The sequence below is a fragment of the Ruegeria sp. CF5 genome, assembly GCF_056537325.1.
On the sequence record NZ_JBQFRI010000002.1, the window covers coordinates 122,774 to 139,633 of the forward strand.

Annotated in this window: 19 protein-coding genes; 11 read left to right on the forward strand and 8 right to left on the reverse strand. The window is 56.8% G+C overall.

Annotation, left to right across the window (positions count from 1 at the left end; genetic code table 11):
- Positions 1 to 35: 35 nt before the first annotated feature.
- From ACR0NW_RS06805 to ACR0NW_RS06815, 3 genes are all read left to right on the forward strand, one after another.
- Positions 36 to 926, forward strand: a complete 891-nt coding sequence (locus ACR0NW_RS06805) for an SPFH domain-containing protein (protein WP_170652323.1) — start codon at positions 36 to 38, stop codon at positions 924 to 926.
- Positions 926 to 1,204 carry an NfeD family protein gene (locus ACR0NW_RS06810; protein WP_480449738.1) on the forward strand — a complete coding sequence of 93 codons (279 nt, stop codon included), beginning with the start codon at positions 926 to 928 and terminating at the stop codon, positions 1,202 to 1,204. Before ACR0NW_RS06805 ends, ACR0NW_RS06810 begins: the two co-directional genes overlap by 1 nt.
- A 100-nt stretch (positions 1,205 to 1,304) precedes the next feature.
- Positions 1,305 to 1,667, forward strand: coding sequence for an SUF system Fe-S cluster assembly protein (locus ACR0NW_RS06815; protein WP_170652319.1), 363 nt, complete (start codon positions 1,305 to 1,307; stop codon positions 1,665 to 1,667).
- A 299-nt stretch (positions 1,668 to 1,966) separates the two neighbouring features.
- Here ACR0NW_RS06815 and ACR0NW_RS06820 read toward each other — a convergent pair whose 3' ends face one another.
- Positions 1,967 to 2,308, reverse strand: a complete 342-nt coding sequence (locus tag ACR0NW_RS06820) for a hypothetical protein (protein ID WP_480449739.1) — start codon at positions 2,306 to 2,308, stop codon at positions 1,967 to 1,969.
- A gap of 231 nt (positions 2,309 to 2,539) precedes the next feature.
- On the opposite strand from ACR0NW_RS06820, the gene ACR0NW_RS06825 reads away from it, so the two are divergent.
- Both ACR0NW_RS06825 and tpiA read left to right on the forward strand, forming a co-directional pair.
- The gene (locus ACR0NW_RS06825) at positions 2,540 to 2,911 is read left to right on the forward strand and encodes a HesB/IscA family protein (protein ID WP_480449740.1); all 372 of its coding nucleotides are present in this window, start codon (positions 2,540 to 2,542) and stop codon (positions 2,909 to 2,911) included.
- 152 nt (positions 2,912 to 3,063) lie between these two features.
- On the forward strand, positions 3,064 to 3,813 hold the full coding sequence (gene tpiA / locus ACR0NW_RS06830; RefSeq protein WP_480449741.1) for a triose-phosphate isomerase: 750 nt from the start codon (positions 3,064 to 3,066) through the stop codon (positions 3,811 to 3,813).
- Positions 3,814 to 3,818: 5 nt separating this feature from the next.
- On the opposite strand, the gene ACR0NW_RS06835 is transcribed toward tpiA, so the two are convergent.
- The 6 genes from ACR0NW_RS06835 to ACR0NW_RS06860 form a co-directional block, all read right to left on the reverse strand.
- Positions 3,819 to 4,265, reverse strand: coding sequence for a nucleoside deaminase (locus ACR0NW_RS06835; protein ID WP_480449742.1), 447 nt, complete (start codon positions 4,263 to 4,265; stop codon positions 3,819 to 3,821).
- Positions 4,266 to 4,440: 175 nt separating this feature from the next.
- Positions 4,441 to 5,817, reverse strand: coding sequence for a TRAP transporter large permease (locus ACR0NW_RS06840; RefSeq protein WP_170652309.1), 1,377 nt, complete (start codon positions 5,815 to 5,817; stop codon positions 4,441 to 4,443).
- Positions 5,817 to 6,494 (reverse strand): TRAP transporter small permease, encoded by a 678-nt coding sequence (locus ACR0NW_RS06845; RefSeq protein ID WP_170652307.1) that lies wholly within the window; start codon positions 6,492 to 6,494, stop codon positions 5,817 to 5,819. The genes ACR0NW_RS06840 and ACR0NW_RS06845 overlap by 1 nt, the downstream gene beginning before the upstream one ends.
- A 115-nt stretch (positions 6,495 to 6,609) precedes the next feature.
- On the reverse strand, positions 6,610 to 7,611 hold the full coding sequence (locus tag ACR0NW_RS06850) for a DctP family TRAP transporter solute-binding subunit (protein ID WP_480449743.1): 1,002 nt from the start codon (positions 7,609 to 7,611) through the stop codon (positions 6,610 to 6,612).
- Positions 7,612 to 7,963: 352 nt separating this feature from the next.
- A complete protein-coding gene (locus tag ACR0NW_RS06855) occupies positions 7,964 to 9,193 on the reverse strand; it encodes a sigma-54-dependent transcriptional regulator (RefSeq protein ID WP_480449744.1) in 1,230 nt (409 codons plus the stop codon).
- A complete protein-coding gene (locus ACR0NW_RS06860; RefSeq protein ID WP_480449745.1) occupies positions 9,190 to 10,923 on the reverse strand; it encodes a sensor histidine kinase in 1,734 nt (577 codons plus the stop codon). The genes ACR0NW_RS06855 and ACR0NW_RS06860 overlap by 4 nt, the downstream gene beginning before the upstream one ends.
- Before the next feature lie 46 nt (positions 10,924 to 10,969).
- Between ACR0NW_RS06860 and ACR0NW_RS06865 the strand changes: the two genes are divergently transcribed.
- Complete coding sequence (locus ACR0NW_RS06865) at positions 10,970 to 12,151, forward strand: cytochrome P450 (RefSeq protein WP_480449746.1); 1,182 nt, start codon at positions 10,970 to 10,972, stop codon at positions 12,149 to 12,151.
- Positions 12,152 to 12,208: 57 nt separating this feature from the next.
- On the opposite strand, the gene ACR0NW_RS06870 is transcribed toward ACR0NW_RS06865, so the two are convergent.
- The gene (locus ACR0NW_RS06870) at positions 12,209 to 12,688 is read right to left on the reverse strand and encodes an Lrp/AsnC family transcriptional regulator (RefSeq protein WP_170652297.1); all 480 of its coding nucleotides are present in this window, start codon (positions 12,686 to 12,688) and stop codon (positions 12,209 to 12,211) included.
- A gap of 142 nt (positions 12,689 to 12,830) precedes the next feature.
- Between ACR0NW_RS06870 and cobA the strand changes: the two genes are divergently transcribed.
- From cobA to ACR0NW_RS06895, 5 genes are all read left to right on the forward strand, one after another.
- Entirely contained in the window at positions 12,831 to 13,607 is a 777-nt protein-coding gene (gene cobA, locus ACR0NW_RS06875; protein ID WP_480449747.1) for a uroporphyrinogen-III C-methyltransferase, read from the forward strand.
- Positions 13,607 to 13,921 (forward strand): DUF2849 domain-containing protein, encoded by a 315-nt coding sequence (locus ACR0NW_RS06880; RefSeq protein ID WP_170652293.1) that lies wholly within the window; start codon positions 13,607 to 13,609, stop codon positions 13,919 to 13,921. The genes cobA and ACR0NW_RS06880 overlap by 1 nt, the downstream gene beginning before the upstream one ends.
- 65 nt (positions 13,922 to 13,986) lie before the next feature.
- Positions 13,987 to 15,651, forward strand: coding sequence for a nitrite/sulfite reductase (locus tag ACR0NW_RS06885; RefSeq protein WP_480449748.1), 1,665 nt, complete (start codon positions 13,987 to 13,989; stop codon positions 15,649 to 15,651).
- Complete coding sequence (locus ACR0NW_RS06890; RefSeq protein WP_170652289.1) at positions 15,641 to 16,402, forward strand: phosphoadenylyl-sulfate reductase; 762 nt, start codon at positions 15,641 to 15,643, stop codon at positions 16,400 to 16,402. Before ACR0NW_RS06885 ends, ACR0NW_RS06890 begins: the two co-directional genes overlap by 11 nt.
- Positions 16,399 to 16,806 (forward strand): DUF934 domain-containing protein, encoded by a 408-nt coding sequence (locus ACR0NW_RS06895; RefSeq protein WP_170652287.1) that lies wholly within the window; start codon positions 16,399 to 16,401, stop codon positions 16,804 to 16,806. Before ACR0NW_RS06890 ends, ACR0NW_RS06895 begins: the two co-directional genes overlap by 4 nt.
- The last annotated feature ends 54 nt before the right edge of the window (positions 16,807 to 16,860 follow it).

Consider the following 16,860-nt stretch of genomic DNA (forward strand, 5'->3'; position numbering starts at 1 on the left):
AATGTATACCGTCGTACACAATAATGAGGACAGACATGACCGAAGACCAGATCATCGGATTGATTTCATCGAACATCATATTCCTGTTGGCGGCGGTATTTATCGTTGTCATCATTCTGAAAGGCATCAAGATCGTGCCGCAATCCGAGAAATTTGTGGTCGAACGGTTCGGGCGTCTGCATTCGGTGCTTGGCCCCGGCATCAACTTTATCGTGCCGTTTCTGGATGTTGCGCGCCACCAAATCTCGATTCTCGAGCGCCAGCTGCCCAACGCCACACAGGACGCGATTACCAAAGACAACGTTCTCGTCCAGATCGACACCTCTGTCTTTTATCGTATTCTGGAACCGGAAAAGACTGTCTATCGCATCCGAGACGTCGACGGCGCGATTGCAACCACCGTGGCAGGTATCGTCCGGGCAGAGATCGGTAAAATGGATCTTGATGAAGTTCAGTCAAACCGGGCTCAGTTGATCTCACGCATTCAGGAAAGCGTTGAAACGGCTGTGGATGACTGGGGCATACAAGTTACACGCGCCGAGATTCTGGATGTGAATCTAGATCAGGCCACCCGTGACGCGATGCTGCAGCAGTTGAACGCCGAACGCGCGCGTCGCGCACAGGTGACCGAAGCCGAAGGTCAGAAACGATCAGTCGAATTGCAGGCCGATGCCGAACTCTATGCCGCGGAACAGACTGCCAAAGCCCGGCGTATTCAGGCCGAGGCCGAAGCCTATGCAACAGGTGTTGTCGCCAAAGCCATTCAGGACAATGGTATAGAAGCGGCGCAGTATCAGGTTGCGCTGAAGCAGGTCGAATCGCTGAACGCCCTTGGCAACGGTACGGGCAAACAGACCATTGTCGTTCCTGCCAACGCGCTGGAGGCCTTTGGAGATGCGTTCAAGATGCTGAAGGGAGGCAAGTAATGGCAGACCCGTTCTGGTTAACATGGTGGCTCTGGCTGGCTGGTGCACTTGTTCTGGCCATACTCGAGGTTGTTCTGCCGGGCTTTATCTTTTTGGGATTTGCTATCGGGGCTGCAATTACAGGGATTTTGTTGGCGATCCCCGGAATAACGCCCTCGCTGCCGGTATTGTTGCTGATCTTTGCGGCATTGTCGCTTGTCGCCTGGCTGATCCTGCGGCGGATGTTTGCTCTGCCTCATGGGCAGGTGAAGACCTTTAATCACGATATCAACGACTGAAGAAATTGGCGTGGCGCGCGTTGCTGCGCGCCATTGCCCCTCTGGACGCTGACGCAGGGGTTCCCTATATAATCGCTCAGGTAACTGATCCGAGGCTTGAATGACCCATCCCAGTGAACAGCTTGAAGGCACACCACTCATCGCGCCTTCGACCGTTGAACACCCCTTGTACGAACAAGTGGTCGAAGCTTGCAGATCAGTGTTTGATCCTGAAATTCCGGTCAATATTTACGACCTCGGTCTGATCTACACGATCGAAATCAGTGACGACAGCGCCGTTAAAGTGATCATGACCCTGACGGCCCCCGGATGTCCGGTCGCAGGCGATATGCCCGGCTGGATCATGGAGGCAATCGAGCCCGTTGCCGGTGTCAAAGAAGTCGACGTCGAACTGACCTGGGAACCGCCCTGGGGTATGGAGATGATGTCGGACGAGGCGCGCCTTGAACTGGGCTTTATGTAAGGCCCGGGTTTCCCCCTGAAACCAATTACTTGTCACAAATCATTCGTCTTACTGTTACCTATCGGTTAACAGCCTGACACATTGGCACGCAACAAATGCGCCACATCAACATTTACGGGATCTGGAAATGCCAAGCAGCACGCGATAGCTGCGGCAGTTTAATCATCTCCGTGAAATGACTTGTATGTATGGGCTATTGACCTTCTGTCGTCCCCAAATACTTCAGGCCCAGAATTGGGGCCGCTCTTGCCCGAGGGCGGCCCACTTTCGTTAAGTAGCGAGTGACGAAACACCGGCCGTCAGGAAATTCCACATTGTTCCTTTGTTTCCGCGATCCTCGCGTCCAATGACTTGACGTAGTCACCAGACAGCATCTGTAGCTTTTGTTGTTCGTCACCCTTGATCAGGCCCAGGAGTGCTCCGGCGGGGGTTATCGCGGTGACATCCAGCAGCTGTTGCTGTTCAGCATGTTCTTTTTCTGCGTTCAGTGCCCTCAAATCCCCCTCAGCCGTGGCGCAGTTGACGGGATGTGTCTTCTGACCTGTTTCCGACAGCGCGGGACTTTGCAGCCCCAGAACAAGTAAAAAGGAAATGGCCGGGATCGCTTTTCCCGTAAAGTTCCAAACAGGCTTCAGCCTCATGACGATGTTCCCCTTTTTCACCAAATAATCCGGTGATTTGAATTAAATGAATGGTCAACAACCGGCAGCCTATCGGGTGAAAGGATCGGGATGCAAGAACTTGCACCTTCGAAACATCAGTGCAGTTCGGTACCTGAACCCAACAAAAGGTGCATTTGATTGACCAACTTCCCTTGAGCCCGCCGCAAGTCGGCCTTAAATTGTTGGCAACGCGCGAAAACGGAGAACACGATGTTCGGCATTCCCGGCAAACAGGCCGTGACCATTACGCCCAAGGCCGCAGAGCAGATTATCCGCCTGATGAACAAGGGCGGCCATGCTGGCTTGCGTATCGGTGTGAAAAAAGGCGGTTGTGCCGGAATGGAATACACCATGGAATATGTCGACCAATCCGACCCGCATGATGAAGTGGTCGAGCAGGACGGCGCGCGCGTCATGATCGCACCGATGGCACAGATGTTCCTGTTCGGAACCGAGATCGATTACGAGGTTTCGTTGCTCGAATCCGGGTTCAAATTCAAAAACCCCAACGTGGTGGACGCCTGCGGCTGCGGCGAGTCGATCAAGTTCAAGGAAGCTGATCAAAGCACGGGCATTCAGTAACACTCCCGATGGTTTCTGACGTAATCCTCCAGGTTGCATAGGCCGACCGGACATCGCATCAGTTGGGCTGTATTAAGGCGCGCCGCGATTGTCTCTGACCCTGTCGGATGTTATCGGGTTACAAAACACGAAACTCAAAAAGGGACGGTCGAATGCGGCGCAAGTTGGCGGCAGGTAACTGGAAAATGAACGGTGTAAGCGCAGCCCTCGGAGAGCTGGATGCGCTGGCCCGCAACCACCCTTCCCCATCCATCGACATACTGATCTGTCCTCCAGCGACCCTTTTGGATCGGGCAGCAAAAAGCCTGACTGAAACCGCAGTTTCTGTTGGCGGTCAGGATTGCCATGCCGCTGCTTCGGGGGCGCATACCGGCGATATCAGCGCCGACATGCTCAGCGATGCCGGTGCAAACGCAGTTATTGTCGGCCATTCCGAGCGGCGCGAAGATCATGGAGAACGGGACGAGGACGTCCGAGCCAAGGCCAAGGCTGTCATGAACGCAGGCATGACCGCGATCATCTGTGTTGGTGAAAGCCTGGAACAGCGCGAAGCGGCCAACACGCTGGATATCATCGGCGGGCAAATGTCGGGCTCGATCCCCGACCAATCGACCGGAGAGAACCTTGTGATCGCCTATGAACCTGTGTGGGCCATCGGCACTGGCAAAGTGCCGACACTTGACCAGATAGGCGAGGTTCATGACTTTATCCGCGCCCGGCTGGAACGCCGCTTTGGCGAAGGTGTTGGGCGCTCCGTTCGATTGCTTTATGGGGGTTCGGTCAAGCCGGACAACGCTGCCGAAATTTTTGCCGTACACAATGTCGATGGCGCACTGGTCGGCGGCGCAAGCCTCAAGGCTGCTGACTTTTCAGAGATTGTGAACGCCCTGGAATCCGTCTGACGCGCCTATTCGGCAATATCCTCGGCCCACAGTTCGGGTTTTTCTTCGATAAACCGTTTCATCAACGCGATACACTCGGGGTCGTCGGCAACAACAACCTCGACCCCGTTCGAACGCAGGAAATCCTCATTGCCGCCGAAATTTTGGGTATCTCCAATGACGACGCGCGGTATCCCGAACTGAACAATTGTTCCGGCACACATCATGCAGGGGGACAAAGAGGTATACAGAACCGTATCGCGATAGGTCTTTTGCCGCCCCGCCTTTCGCAATGCATCCATCTCACCATGAGCAATGGGATCTCCATCCTGAACACGTCGGTTCCGGCCTTGTGCCACCACCTGACCATTGCGCGCCAATACTGATCCGATTGGGCATCCGCCTTCGTCAAATCCGGTCTTTGCCTCGTCATACGCGACCCGCAACATTAATTCGTCGATTTCATTCAGCATAAAGGTTCACCAACGTTCTGCATGTTCTGGCAGCAGGTTAGCCCCGCACACGGCCCCTGCCCAGCCCTTTGTTTTGACATGAAAAAGCGCGGAATATTTTGGGGTTGGGGGACCAGCCTAAAAAAAAGAAACTGCCGGGCATGAACAGCCCGGCAGTCTCATTAATTCTCAGAGATCAATTGGTGATGATTTCCGGCCCCATGATTGCGTTGGGCAGCACCGTCGAAAGCCACGGGATGTAGGTCACCATAATCAGGAAGACAAACAGAACCGCAAGGAATGGCAGCGCGGCGCGAACGACCCTCATCATTGGCATTCCCGCTACGCCGGACGTGACAAACAGGTTCAGTCCGACCGGAGGTGTGATCATCCCGATCTCCATGTTCACCACCATGATGATCCCCAGATGGATGGGATCGATACCCAGCTCGATGGCAATCGGGAATACAAGCGGTGCGACGATGACCAGCAGGCCCGAGGGCTCCATGAACTGGCCGCCGATCAGCAGGATCACATTAACCACCACCAGAAACATGACGGGACCGAAACCAGCCGACAGCATCGCCGAGGCGATATGCTGTGGCACCTGCTCATCCGTTAGCACATGCTTGAGGATCAGCGCATTCGCGATGACAAACAGCAGCGTTACAGTCAGTTTGCCCGCTTCGAACAGCGTGTGCTTGGTATCGGGGTGGAAAAATGCCGTGACCAGTGCATAAGGCTTTTTGACCAGCGGAATGTTCGGCGCATCACCTTCTGAACACAGCGGTCCCATATCCTTGTAGACAAAGCTGGCGATCAGGAAGGCATAGACGGCAGCCACGGCTGCGGCCTCGGTCGGTGTAAAGATGCCGCCATAGATGCCGCCAAGAATGATGACAATCAGGAACAGACCCCAACCAGCCTCACGCGCTGAAGCAAAGATCTCGCTCCAGCCTTTCCAGTCCCCTTTGGGCAGGTCCTTGACCTTGGCCATGACATAAATGGTGACCATCAGCATCAGCCCCGCCAGCAGGCCGGGGATGACGCCTGCTAGGAACATCCTGCCGACCGAAACCTCGACAGCTGCGGCATAGACGACCATCACGATAGAGGGCGGGATCAGAATGCCCAGCGTACCGGCGTTACAGATCACGCCTGCGGCGAATTCCTTGGAATATCCCACCTGACGCATCCCGGCGATGACGATTGAGCCAATGGCCACCACAGTCGCAGGGGAAGACCCCGAAAGCGCGGCGAACAGCATACAGGCAAACACGCCCGCAATTGCAAGTCCGCCCGGCAGGTGACCGACGCAGGCAATCGAAAAGCGGATGATGCGTCGCGCAACCCCGCCTGTCGTCATGAAGGACGACGCGAGGATGAAGAATGGAATGGCAAGCAGTGTGAAATGGCCTTCGAACGCTTCAAACAGGGTACCTGCGACCGAGGCAAGCGAACTGTCCGAATAGACCAGAAGGAACAGGGTGGAACTCAGGCCAAGCGCAACCGCGATCGGCACACCGATCATCAGCAGGCCGATGACCATTGCAAACAGGATGACAACGTCCATCAGTCATGCTCTCCCTGCTGGGCGCGAACCTGTTCCAGTTCGTCCTCGACTTCGTGGCTGGCGACGATCCGGTCGGTTTCTCCCCGCAAAATCTGCAGACCGACCTGCGCAAATCGAATGACAAGCAACAACATCGAAAGAGGCAGCACAAAGTACGGAACCACCTTGGGGAGCTTTTCGTAGGTTTCGCCGTAGTTGATCAGGTCTTCCAGAAAGCGCAGCGGTGCGACCATCGGAATATCGTCTACCTCGTAAAAGCTCTGACTGCGCGCGCTGGTATCAAACCCCGTCGGGAACCAACGCCCCGAAGTCGGCGGTAAATCTGCGAAGACAGCCCAATAATCATAGGTGCCCTTGAGCATCAGCAACGAAAACACAAGACAACAGGCGACGGCAACCAGCGCCATAACCTTGCGAGGACCCGGTGCAAGCAAGTTCAGAATGGCATCGACACCCAGATGCGCATGTTTCTTGACCGCGTAAGACGCCCCAAGCAAAACCAGCCAGCCAAAGGTGAAAACGGTCAGTTCCAGCGCCCACAGGATGTTGGAATTAAACACAAACCGCGCGATCACGTTGGCAAAAGTGACGACCGTCATCAGGCCAAGAAGCAACGCGATCAGAGTTTCTTCGATTTGGTCGCCCAGCCCTGACGGGCCGGATTTCGCACCAGACATCTGAATATCCCCGCAATGTTATGAGTTATTAAAGGCGGCGGGCCTGTAGCGGCCCGCCCGGCGTGCTCGTCCGTGTTACTCCCCAGTCCCCGGACTGCTACGCCTGTTACGGGGCTTAGTACCCGGCGTTGATTGCCTGTGCGGCGTCGATCTTGTCCTGACCCACGTCACCAGCGAACTTGTCCCAGACGGGCTTCATCGCATCAACCCAGGCCTGACGCTGTTCGGGGTTCAGCTCGCGAATGATACCGCCCGCATCAGTGATCGAGGCTTTGGCCGCTTCGTTCACGGCAAAGGCTTCCTTGTTCCGTGTCTCGGACACCTCGGTCAGAATGGTCAGGAACTGCTCACGCACTTCGGGGTCCAGGCTGTCCAGCCAGTCCACCGAGGTCACCACCAGATAGTCGATGATGCCGTGATTGGTTTCAGTCACACCATCCTGAACTTCAAAGAACTTCTTGCCATAGATGTTCGACCAGGTGTTCTCCTGCCCGTCGACAACACCCTGCTGAAGTGCGCCATATACTTCCGAGAATGCCATTTTCTGAGGGCTGCCACCAATGGCTTCCATCTGAGCCACCAGAACGTCCGAGGACTGAACCCGGAATTTCAGGCCATTTGCGTCCGTCGGCTCGATAAGCGGCTTGTTGGCCGACATTTGCTTCATGCCATTGTGCCAGAATGCCAGCCCCTGAAGGCCACGACGCTGCATGCTGTCCTTCATTGCCTGCCCGTCGTCCGACGCCTGGAATGCGTCAACAGCCTCGATGTTCTTGAACATGAACGGCAGGTCGAACAGACGGAATTGCTTGGTGAACTTTTCGAATTTGGACAGAGACGGCGCGGCCAATTGCACGTCGCCTTGCAGCATCGCCTCCAGCACTTTGTCATCGTTGTACAGCGTCGAGTTCGGATACACCTCCATGCACATCACGCCATTCATCTCGTCGTTGACGCGCTGTTCCAGTAGAGATGCTGCGATGCCTTTGGGATGCTTGTCGGTGTTCGTCACATGCGCGAACTTGACCACGATCTCACCGTCGTCACATGCCGCCATACCGGCAGTAGCGGTAACAGACAGGGCCAGAGCGGTGGCTGCGGTTGTCAAAAGTTTCATTTCTTTCCTCCCCAAATTTTGAGACTTACTGCAAATCGCCAGTTGCGGCGTCGCGATGAGCGGAGTGAAGCGAATCACAACTTCTCGCTCAACACTTTGCTTTCGGAAGCTTAGGGTGTAAAAATTCCTTTATATATCAGCGCTATATTGAATTTATTTAATCTGCATTTCAAACATGGAATTTTAGGTGTGCGAAATTCCGCACAGTCCCAAGTTACTTTGTGCGGATTTTCGCACGGTTTCGAATCGCGAAACCGAATCAGCCGATTACAGGTCGCGGCAGAAGAGTATCAGGCCGAATACCGCTGACCTCTGGGTTCAAGCACCCCTGCAGCCGGAGTATCTCGATACATCAACGCTTGTAATCTTCGGGGCGAATTCCGTATCGCGCCAACTTGTCGTAGAACGTTTTCCGCGGCAATTTCAGCGCGCTGGCCGCTGCCGACGCTTTCCCATTGTGACGACCAAGCGCAGCAATCAACAAAGATCGCTCTACCCTCGCCATTTGTTCGGCCAAACCAAGATCGGTTGCCTGTGCAACGTCTTCGGGCATACCCAGCACAAAACGCATCGCTGCGGACATCAGTGATCGCGCATTTCCCGGCCATTCCTGGGCCATCAACTCTGCCAGATGATCGGGCGTAACCTCTGGTGCAGCAATTCCAGCCTGCTCGGCCGCCTGTGAGACATACTGGCGAAAAATAACAGGAATATCTTCGGGACGTTCAGCCAGAGACGGAATTCGCACCCGCATGACATCAAGGCGATAGAACAACTCGGCATTGAAAGAGCCCTCCGCCACCAGACGTCCAAGATCCGCCGTTGTACCCGCGATGATGCGGGCATCCGCTCCCTTTTCGATCAGATCCAGCGCCGCGTACTGCGTCGCTTCCGGCATCGAAGACACTTCGTCCAGAAACAGGGAACCGCCAGAGGCATCCTCACAAATTTCAGCCAGTTCCGCCGCCTCAAGTCCAGCCGTCGATCGCTTCACGAACGGCCCCTGTCCGACGGGCGACATCAGGTGTACCACCTCGGCCACTTTCGAAATACCACTACCCGGGGGGCCAGTCACCAGAACCTCGGCCTGCGTTGGGGCCACATTGCGCACCCTCTCGCGCAAATCCTCTGCCTGAGGCGATAAGCCGAAAAGCAACCGCGCTGCGGGGTCTCCGCGTTCCAGCTCATGTTTCAACGCCCTTTGTTCAAGTACATGCGCCCGGGCGGCAAATGCACGATTGAGCACGGCAAGCAAATCGGAAGCTGCACACGGCTTTTCCAGAAAGTCGAACGCACCCTGCCCCATCGCCTGTACGGCCATCGGAATATCGCCCTCACCCGTCAGCAGAATAACGGGAAGTTCTGAATCCACATCCGTCGCATAGGACAAAAGATGAAACCCGTCGCGGCCCGGCATTCGCATGTCAGACAAAATTACGCCGGGAAAATCAGGTTTGATGTAATCCTTGGCCGCTACGAATGAACCGACAGCAACCGGGTTGCAATCAGCCAGTTCCAACGTCTGGCTCAACGCCTCTCGCACAGCTGCATCGTCATCGACCAGTAAAACCTTACGGATCATGCGGCCTCGTCCTCTCTGTACGGGTCAAGTTCAACGGTGAATTCCGCACCTTCCGTAGTGTTTGCGCCCCGAATCTCACCCCCAAAACTCTGCACCAGCCCGTATGAAATCGACAAACCAAGCCCCATGCCTTCATCGGCACCGACAGATTTGGTGGTATAAAACGGTTCGAACATCCGCTCGGGGTCCTTGATCCCCGGTCCGGTATCGCGCACTGAAACCGTCAACCGGGCACCATTTCGGAGCTCTATGGAAATGCGTTTGCCGACCTGCCCTTCCATCGCATCGGCAGCATTATTGATCAGGTTGACGAAAACCTGAACCAGTCGCACTTCTCCTCCCCATGCAAAAACCGGACCTTCCGGAGGTGTCCAATCCAGTGCCACGCTGTCTGCGCGAAGCTTCGCCTCGGTCAGCTCAACCGCAGCGTTCAGAACCTGCACAAGATCGACCTTGCCCATGGGTTCGCTTTCATTTCTGGCAAAAGCACGCAAATTCTTGATGATCCGTGCCATACGGGCCGCCATTTCAGAAATTCTGCCTAGGTTCTCACCAGCCTTCTGTTCTTTTCCACGTGCCAGAAAGGCCGCACCGTTATCCGCGAACTGGCGGATCGCCATCAGCGGTTGGTTTAGCTCGTGACTGATGCCTGCCGACATCTGCCCCAAAGCGCTTAGCTTGCCAGCCTGCACCAGATCAGCCTGCGCCCGCTTCAGCGCTGCCTCAGCCTCTTGCCGTTCCGCAACCTCGTGTCGCAATGCGGTATTCGCGGCCGTCAGAGCGCGGGTTCGCTGGGCTACCCTGCTTTCCAAAACCGCGTTCGCATCAGCCAACGAGCGTCGTCTCTCCATCGCAAGAAACAAAAAAGCGCCAAAGGCAAGGCAGATCGCGGCGACCGCCGCCGCCTGTAACGCCGCAAGCCGACGTGCCGGTGCCACATCCATCAACACTTCGCCCGTCATTCCGATTACGGGCAGGTCGCGGGTCAGATGCAACGCCCGCTCTGGCAGATATGGCCCCCAACCCAGCCGCCAGATTTCATGCTGACCAACATAGCCGGATGCAAATTCTGGCGCGTCTCGGCCCAACGGCGCCAATCCAATGCCATTCTCCGGTCGTTTCCAGAACAAGAGCTCGGATCGATTGGTGATAAATACATGGCCCGGCCTGTCTACAAAAAAGACAGCTTCGGTACTGCTGCGCCAAGTGCGCTCGACATCCTCGATATCGGCAATCATCATCAAAGCGCCAAATATTTGGCCATCCGGTCCAAATGCGGGCGCGGCATATGAGAATATCCGGTTGCCTTCGGATTGCAGAATCCCGTGCGAACTTCCAAGCGCGCCCTGCATGGCACGCCTGAAGGCTGGATCGTCATCAACCGTTCCGACCCTCACACCCTGCGCCGAGGCCAGCACCTGCCCGTTGTTGTCAGCGAACAGAACATCGATTGCGGCAGTCTTGTCTGCAACTTCCAGCAAAAGCGCCTGCGCGTCGTTCCGTCTTTCCGGATCGATCAGTCCACGCAAACCGGGGTGATCAGCCATCAATACGGCAAGTTCCTGATAAACCTGCAACTGCAGGCTCAACCCGTCTGAGGCCAGTTCCAGATCGGCCTCGGCCTGCTCGCTCAGCTGATTAAGCGCCTGCCGATAGCCATAAGACCAGACAGCAGACGACAGCAGGCCGACAGCCAGCAGGAATCCAGCAATTGTCCAAACGCGACGCATGACTAAGGGTCTTGCATTCACGGCGCCTCATGGCAAGTCTGCGCGCATGAAGAGATTGAGCCAAGACCCGACAGACCCGTCATTTGTTCAGAATCCCTACGAATTCTACGACAAGGCCCGGGACGCGGGCCCACTATTCTTCTGGCCCGAATACAACATGCCTGCGGCGGCCTCGCACGCGGCGGTACAGGCGCTATTTCGGGACAAACGCTTTGGGCGCGAAGTTCCGCAGGAACTCGCATCCGAGGGGCCCAAACATCTCGCCCCATGGCTGGAGATCGAAGCGCATTCTTTGTTGGAGGCGGAACCACCGCGCCATACCCGTCTGCGCGGTCTGGTGCTTCGGGCGTTCACGTCACGCTCTATCTCGGCACTTGCGTCCGATATCGAAAAACTCTGCCATCAGTTAATCGACGCTTTTCCGGATACGGAATTTGATTTGTTGCAGGCCTATTGCACGAAAGTTCCGGTAATCACCATCTGCCGCCTGTTGGGCGTTCCCGAAGACAAGGCGCCACAATTGCTTCGCTGGTCGCACGCAATGGTCGCGATGTATCAGGCGAGCCGAACGCGACAAACCGAGGACGATGCGGCCCAAGCGTCGAGAGAATTCGCAGAATTTCTGCGCAACTACGTTGATCGCCGCAGAAATGACCCGCGCCCCGATTTGATAACCCGACTGATTGCCGCCGAGGAGGAAGGTGAAAAACTCTCTGGCGAGGAACTGATCTCCACCTGCATATTGCTGCTGAATGCCGGGCACGAAGCGACGGTTCATGCCATTGGGAACGGCGTCAAATCTCTTCTGGAAACAGGTACCGATGCACGGGTTTTCAGGCCTGATTGCATAGACAGAACGGTTGAAGAGATATTGAGGTTTGATCCACCGCTTCACATGTTCACCCGCTACGCCTATGAAGATGCTGAACTTTTCGGCCACAAATTTCAACGCGGAAACCAGGTTGCCTTGCTGTTGGGCGCCGCGAACCGTGATCCTGAAATCTGGACTGATCCGAGTGTCTTCAACCCGGCTCGGGACATTCAAACCAATACGAGTTTTGGAGGAGGCCTGCATTTCTGTGTCGGCGCACCACTCGCCAGATTGGAAATGCGCATAGCTCTGCCAATCCTGTTCGAACGCTGCCCATCGCTTCGGCTTGTATCAGAACCGGAATACGCAGAAAGCTATCACTTCCACGGATTGACCAGATTGCAGGTTTCACTCTGATCATCAAATCCGGGGAGTCGCCAATGGCGACGGGGGCAGCGCCCTCTTATGCAGACGTCATGCCTCAGCCAGCGCGTTCAGAGGCAACATCGTAGTCGATTTGATCTCTTCCATCGACAACAGTGCGGTCACGTTATGCACCCTGACTTCGGAAATCAGAGCCTGATAAAAGGCATCATAGGCACGGGCATTTTTGACCCGCACTTTAAGAATATAATCGATGTCACCGGCCAGCCGATGAGCCTCCTGCACTTCGGGTCGATCACGCAGCGCCTTTAGGAAGCGTTGCTGCCATTCGGCCTCGTGTTCTGAGGTACGAATAAGGACAAAGAACGTCGCTTCGAAACCTAGCGCTTCGGCATCCAGAAGAACAGTCTGCTGACCAATAACGCCAGCGCTTTTCAACTTGCGGATTCGATTCCAGACAGGGGTTTTCGAACTGCTCACACGCGAGGCAATTTCATCCAGAGACTGGCTGGCATCCCTCTGCAGCTCGGCCAGAATTTTCCGATCTGTGTCATCTATCCGAACCGACATTCCCTTTTTACCTCTCATTTGAAACCAGCGTCCCCTTGCAGGGCAACGTTGGAACGTATGTTCTTATTTAAGCGCCAGTATGGCGGTTGGTAGGGAATATTTCCTATATTGCAGGTCAAGTCAAACCAACCCGAGACGAAACATGCAGCTTACGCATTCACATGATGGCATTGGGCACGTCGACTTTGTCGGCGCGGGTCCCGGCGATCCGGAATTGCTGACGCTCAAGGCGCTGAACGCCTTTGGGCGCGCTGATGTCGTGCTGCATGACCGCCTCATCAGCGCCGAGGTTCTGGAACTGGCTGGCAAGTCTGCAGTTCTGGTCGATGTTGGAAAAGCCGGTTTCGGCCCATCCTGGAAACAGGAAGACATAGACGCACTACTGGTTAAGTACGCCTTGAAAGGCCAGCGCGTCGTGCGTCTGAAATCCGGTGACCCGACCGTGTTCGGGCGTCTGGATGAAGAGATTGAGGCGGTCGAAGCCGCAGGCATTCCATGGCAGATCGTTCCCGGCATCACGGCGGCTTCGGCGGCTGTTGCGGGAATTGGCCAAAGCCTGACACGGCGCGGTCGCAACTCCTCGGTTCGTTTTCTGACCGGCCACGACATGAAAGGTTTTGCCGATCACGACTGGACCGCACTGGCGCGGCCCGGTTCGGTAGCCGCGATCTATATGGGCAAGAAATCTGCCCGCTTTATTCAGGGCCGCCTGATCATGCACGGCGCCGACCGGGATACGCCGGTGACGCTGGCGGAAAACGCCACGCGCCCCGATCAACGCATTGTGACCACCACGCTGGACCAGTTGCCCAGCGATTTGAACGCCTCCGAAATGGACGGCCCCACCCTGACCTTTTATGGCCTCGCCCCGCGCCAAGCGGCTCAGGCCCTGACCGAATTCAAGAAGGAGCACGCCTGATGGCCCGCGCTTTTACCCCCAAAGTGGTAACCGCCAACGACCTGTTGGAAGGTGACGTTGTCTATTTGACCGCAGACGACCGCTGGTCGCGCGAGCTGTCCGAGGCCGAGTTGATCACCGACGAAGCCCACGCGCAGGTCCGCCTGCTGGATGCCGAACGTCAGGCAAGCAAGATCGTCGGTGCCTATCTGGCCGACGCGGTTGCCGGCGACAATGGCCCCGAGCCCACCCATTTCCGGGAAGACTTCCGCCGGACTGGTCCGTCCAACTATGCCCACGGCAAACAGGAAACTTCCCCGCAGCCCCGGGCCTGACCTCTGGCCCTCTCTCTCCCCTTCAAGGCCCCAAGGTTCGGGGCTGCAACTAAGGACAGCTAATCATGTATCGCTACTCCGAGTTCGACACAGCATTTTTGGCAGAACGTAACGCGCAGTTCCGCGCGCAGGTCGAGCGCCGTATTGACGGCTCGCTGACCGAGGATGAATTCAAGCCCCTGCGCCTGATGAATGGCCTTTATCTGCAGCTGCACGCCTACATGCTGCGGGTTGCCATTCCTTATGGAACGCTCAACAGCGCGCAGATGCGCCAACTGGCCCTGCTGGCTGAAAAGTGGGACAAGGGCTATGGCCACTTCACCACGCGTCAGAACATCCAGTACAACTGGCCGAAACTGAACGACGTGCCGGACATGCTGGACGCGCTGGCCGAGGTTGGCATGCACGCCATCCAGACCTCGGGCAACACCATCCGCAACGTGACCGCCGACCACTTTGCCGGCGCCGCCGCGGATGAAGTCGCCGATCCGCGTCCTTATGCCGAACTGCTGCGCCAGTGGTCGACCGACCACCCGGAATTCCAGTTCATGCCGCGTAAGTTCAAGATCGCGATAACCGGCTCGGAAAACGACCGTGCCGTGATCAAGGCGCATGACATCGGCCTGCAACTGGTCGAGCGTGACGGTGTTCTGGGCGCCCGCGTCATCGTGGGCGGCGGTCTGGGCCGTACCCCGATGATCGGCAAAGAGCTGTCCGAATTCGTCGCCTTTGACGATCTGCTGGCTTACCTCGAAGCCACAGTTTCCGTGTGGAACCAGATCGGCCGCCGCGACAACAAGTACAAGGCGCGCATCAAGATCACGGTGCATGAGCATGGTATCGACGCGATCCGCGCCAAAGTGAACGAGCGCTTCCTGAAGGTCCGCCCGCAGTTCAAAGGCGCGGACATGAACCTGTTGGAAGAAATCAAAGGTCACTTTGCGCCTCCGGCCTTCCGTCAAGGTTCGGTTGCCACGTTCGAGAGCGCCTACACCAACGATCCGGTCTTCCGCTCGTGGGTCGACACCAACATTGCACCCCATAAGAACGCGGATCATGCGATCGTCACAATCTCGATCAAGAAGCACGGCCAGACGCCGGGTGATGCGACTGCCGAGCAGATGCGCGTAATGGCTGATCTGGCCGAAGAGTTCGCCTATGACGAGCTGCGCATCAGCCACGAGCAGAACGTGATCCTGCCGCATGTCCACAAATCGGACCTGCCCGCGATCCATGCGAAGCTGAAAGAGCATGAGCTGGCCACTGCAAATATCGGCCTGATCAGCGATATCATCGCCTGCCCCGGCATGGATTACTGCGCGCTGGCGACGGCCCGCTCGATCCCGGTTGCGCAGCAAATCGCGACCCGCTTTGAGGACCTCAAGCTGGAGCATGATATCGGCGAGTTGAAGATCAAGATCTCGGGCTGCATCAACGCCTGTGGCCACCACCATGTCGGTCACATCGGCATCCTGGGTCTGGATCGCGCAGGCGTCGAAAATTATCAGATCACGCTGGGTGGTGACGGAACCGAAACCGCGGCCATTGGCGAACGTGCTGGCCCCGGCTTTTCGTATGATGAAATCGTCCCGGCGGTTGAGCGTCTGGTCGAAGCCTACCTCGAACACCGCGAAGGACCCGAAGAGACATTCCTGCAAACCTATCGTCGTCTGGGTATGGCGCCATTCAAGGCGGCTCTCTACCCCGAGGCACAGGCCAATGCCGCTTGACCTGATCCAGACCGAACTGGGCAAGGACCGCCGTGAACTGACCGAAAAGGTCGAGGCGCTCAATGCCCGGTTCCGCCACCACAGCGCCCATGATGTCATGCATGGCGCGCTGGAGGCGGTGGATAACCTGGCGCTTGTCTCAAGCTTTGGGGCGGAATCGGTTGTGTTGCTGCACATGGCAGCGGTGGTCGACAAGGCAACGCCGGTCCTGTTCATCGACACGCAGATGCTGTTTACCGAAACGCTGACTTACCAGCAGGAGGTCAGCGAACGGCTGGGGCTGACGAATGTCCAGATCATCCGCGCGGATGACGAGGATGTGCAGCGTGACGATCCCTACGGAGCCCTGCGGCTGCGCGATACCGACGCCTGCTGTAATTTGCGCAAGACCTTTCCGTTGCAAAGGGCGCTGGCAGGGTATTGCGGCTGGATCACCGGTCGCAAAAGGTTTCAGGCGGGCACACGCGCCGCGCTTGATTTCTTTGAAGTCGAGGACGGTACAGGCCGGATCAAGGTCAACCCGCTGGCCCACTGGGCGCCCGAGGATGTGCGCGCCTACATGGACGAAAACCGCCTGCCCCGGCATCCGCTGGTGGCCAAAGGATACCCTTCGATCGGCTGTGCGCCCTGCACCTCGCCGGTCAAAGAGGGCGAAGACCCCCGCGCCGGACGTTGGCGCGACCAGAACAAGGAAGAATGCGGCATTCATTTTGTCGATGGCAAGATGGTGCGCGCCGGAGAGAAAACATGAACGTAATCGTAACGGATGAGGGGTTCGCCCCTGATGACTGGACCGACGGCTATGTCACGCTTGACGATGCCGCCAATGACGTGGTTGCGCTGGACGTGACCTCGGATACTGACCCGGATGATCTGGTGGATCGTCTGGGCGGCGTGAAAATGGTGCGGGTGGATTTCCCTTCGTTCGCCGATGGACGCGGCTTTACGATCGCGCGCACGCTGCGGCTCAAGGGGTTCACCGGTCGTCTGCGGGCCAAAGGCCACGTTCTGGCGGATCAATACGCCATGGCGCGTCGCAGCGGCTTCGACGAAGTTGAAATCGATCATGCTCTGGCAGCCCGCCAGCCCGAAGACCAATGGCTGGCCCGCGCCAATTGGCAGGGTCACAACTATCAGGCCCGCCTGCGCGGATAATTCCGCCAATCGCCAGTTTGTGACGGGATGGGGGCAATCTGCCCCCTTTTCCTG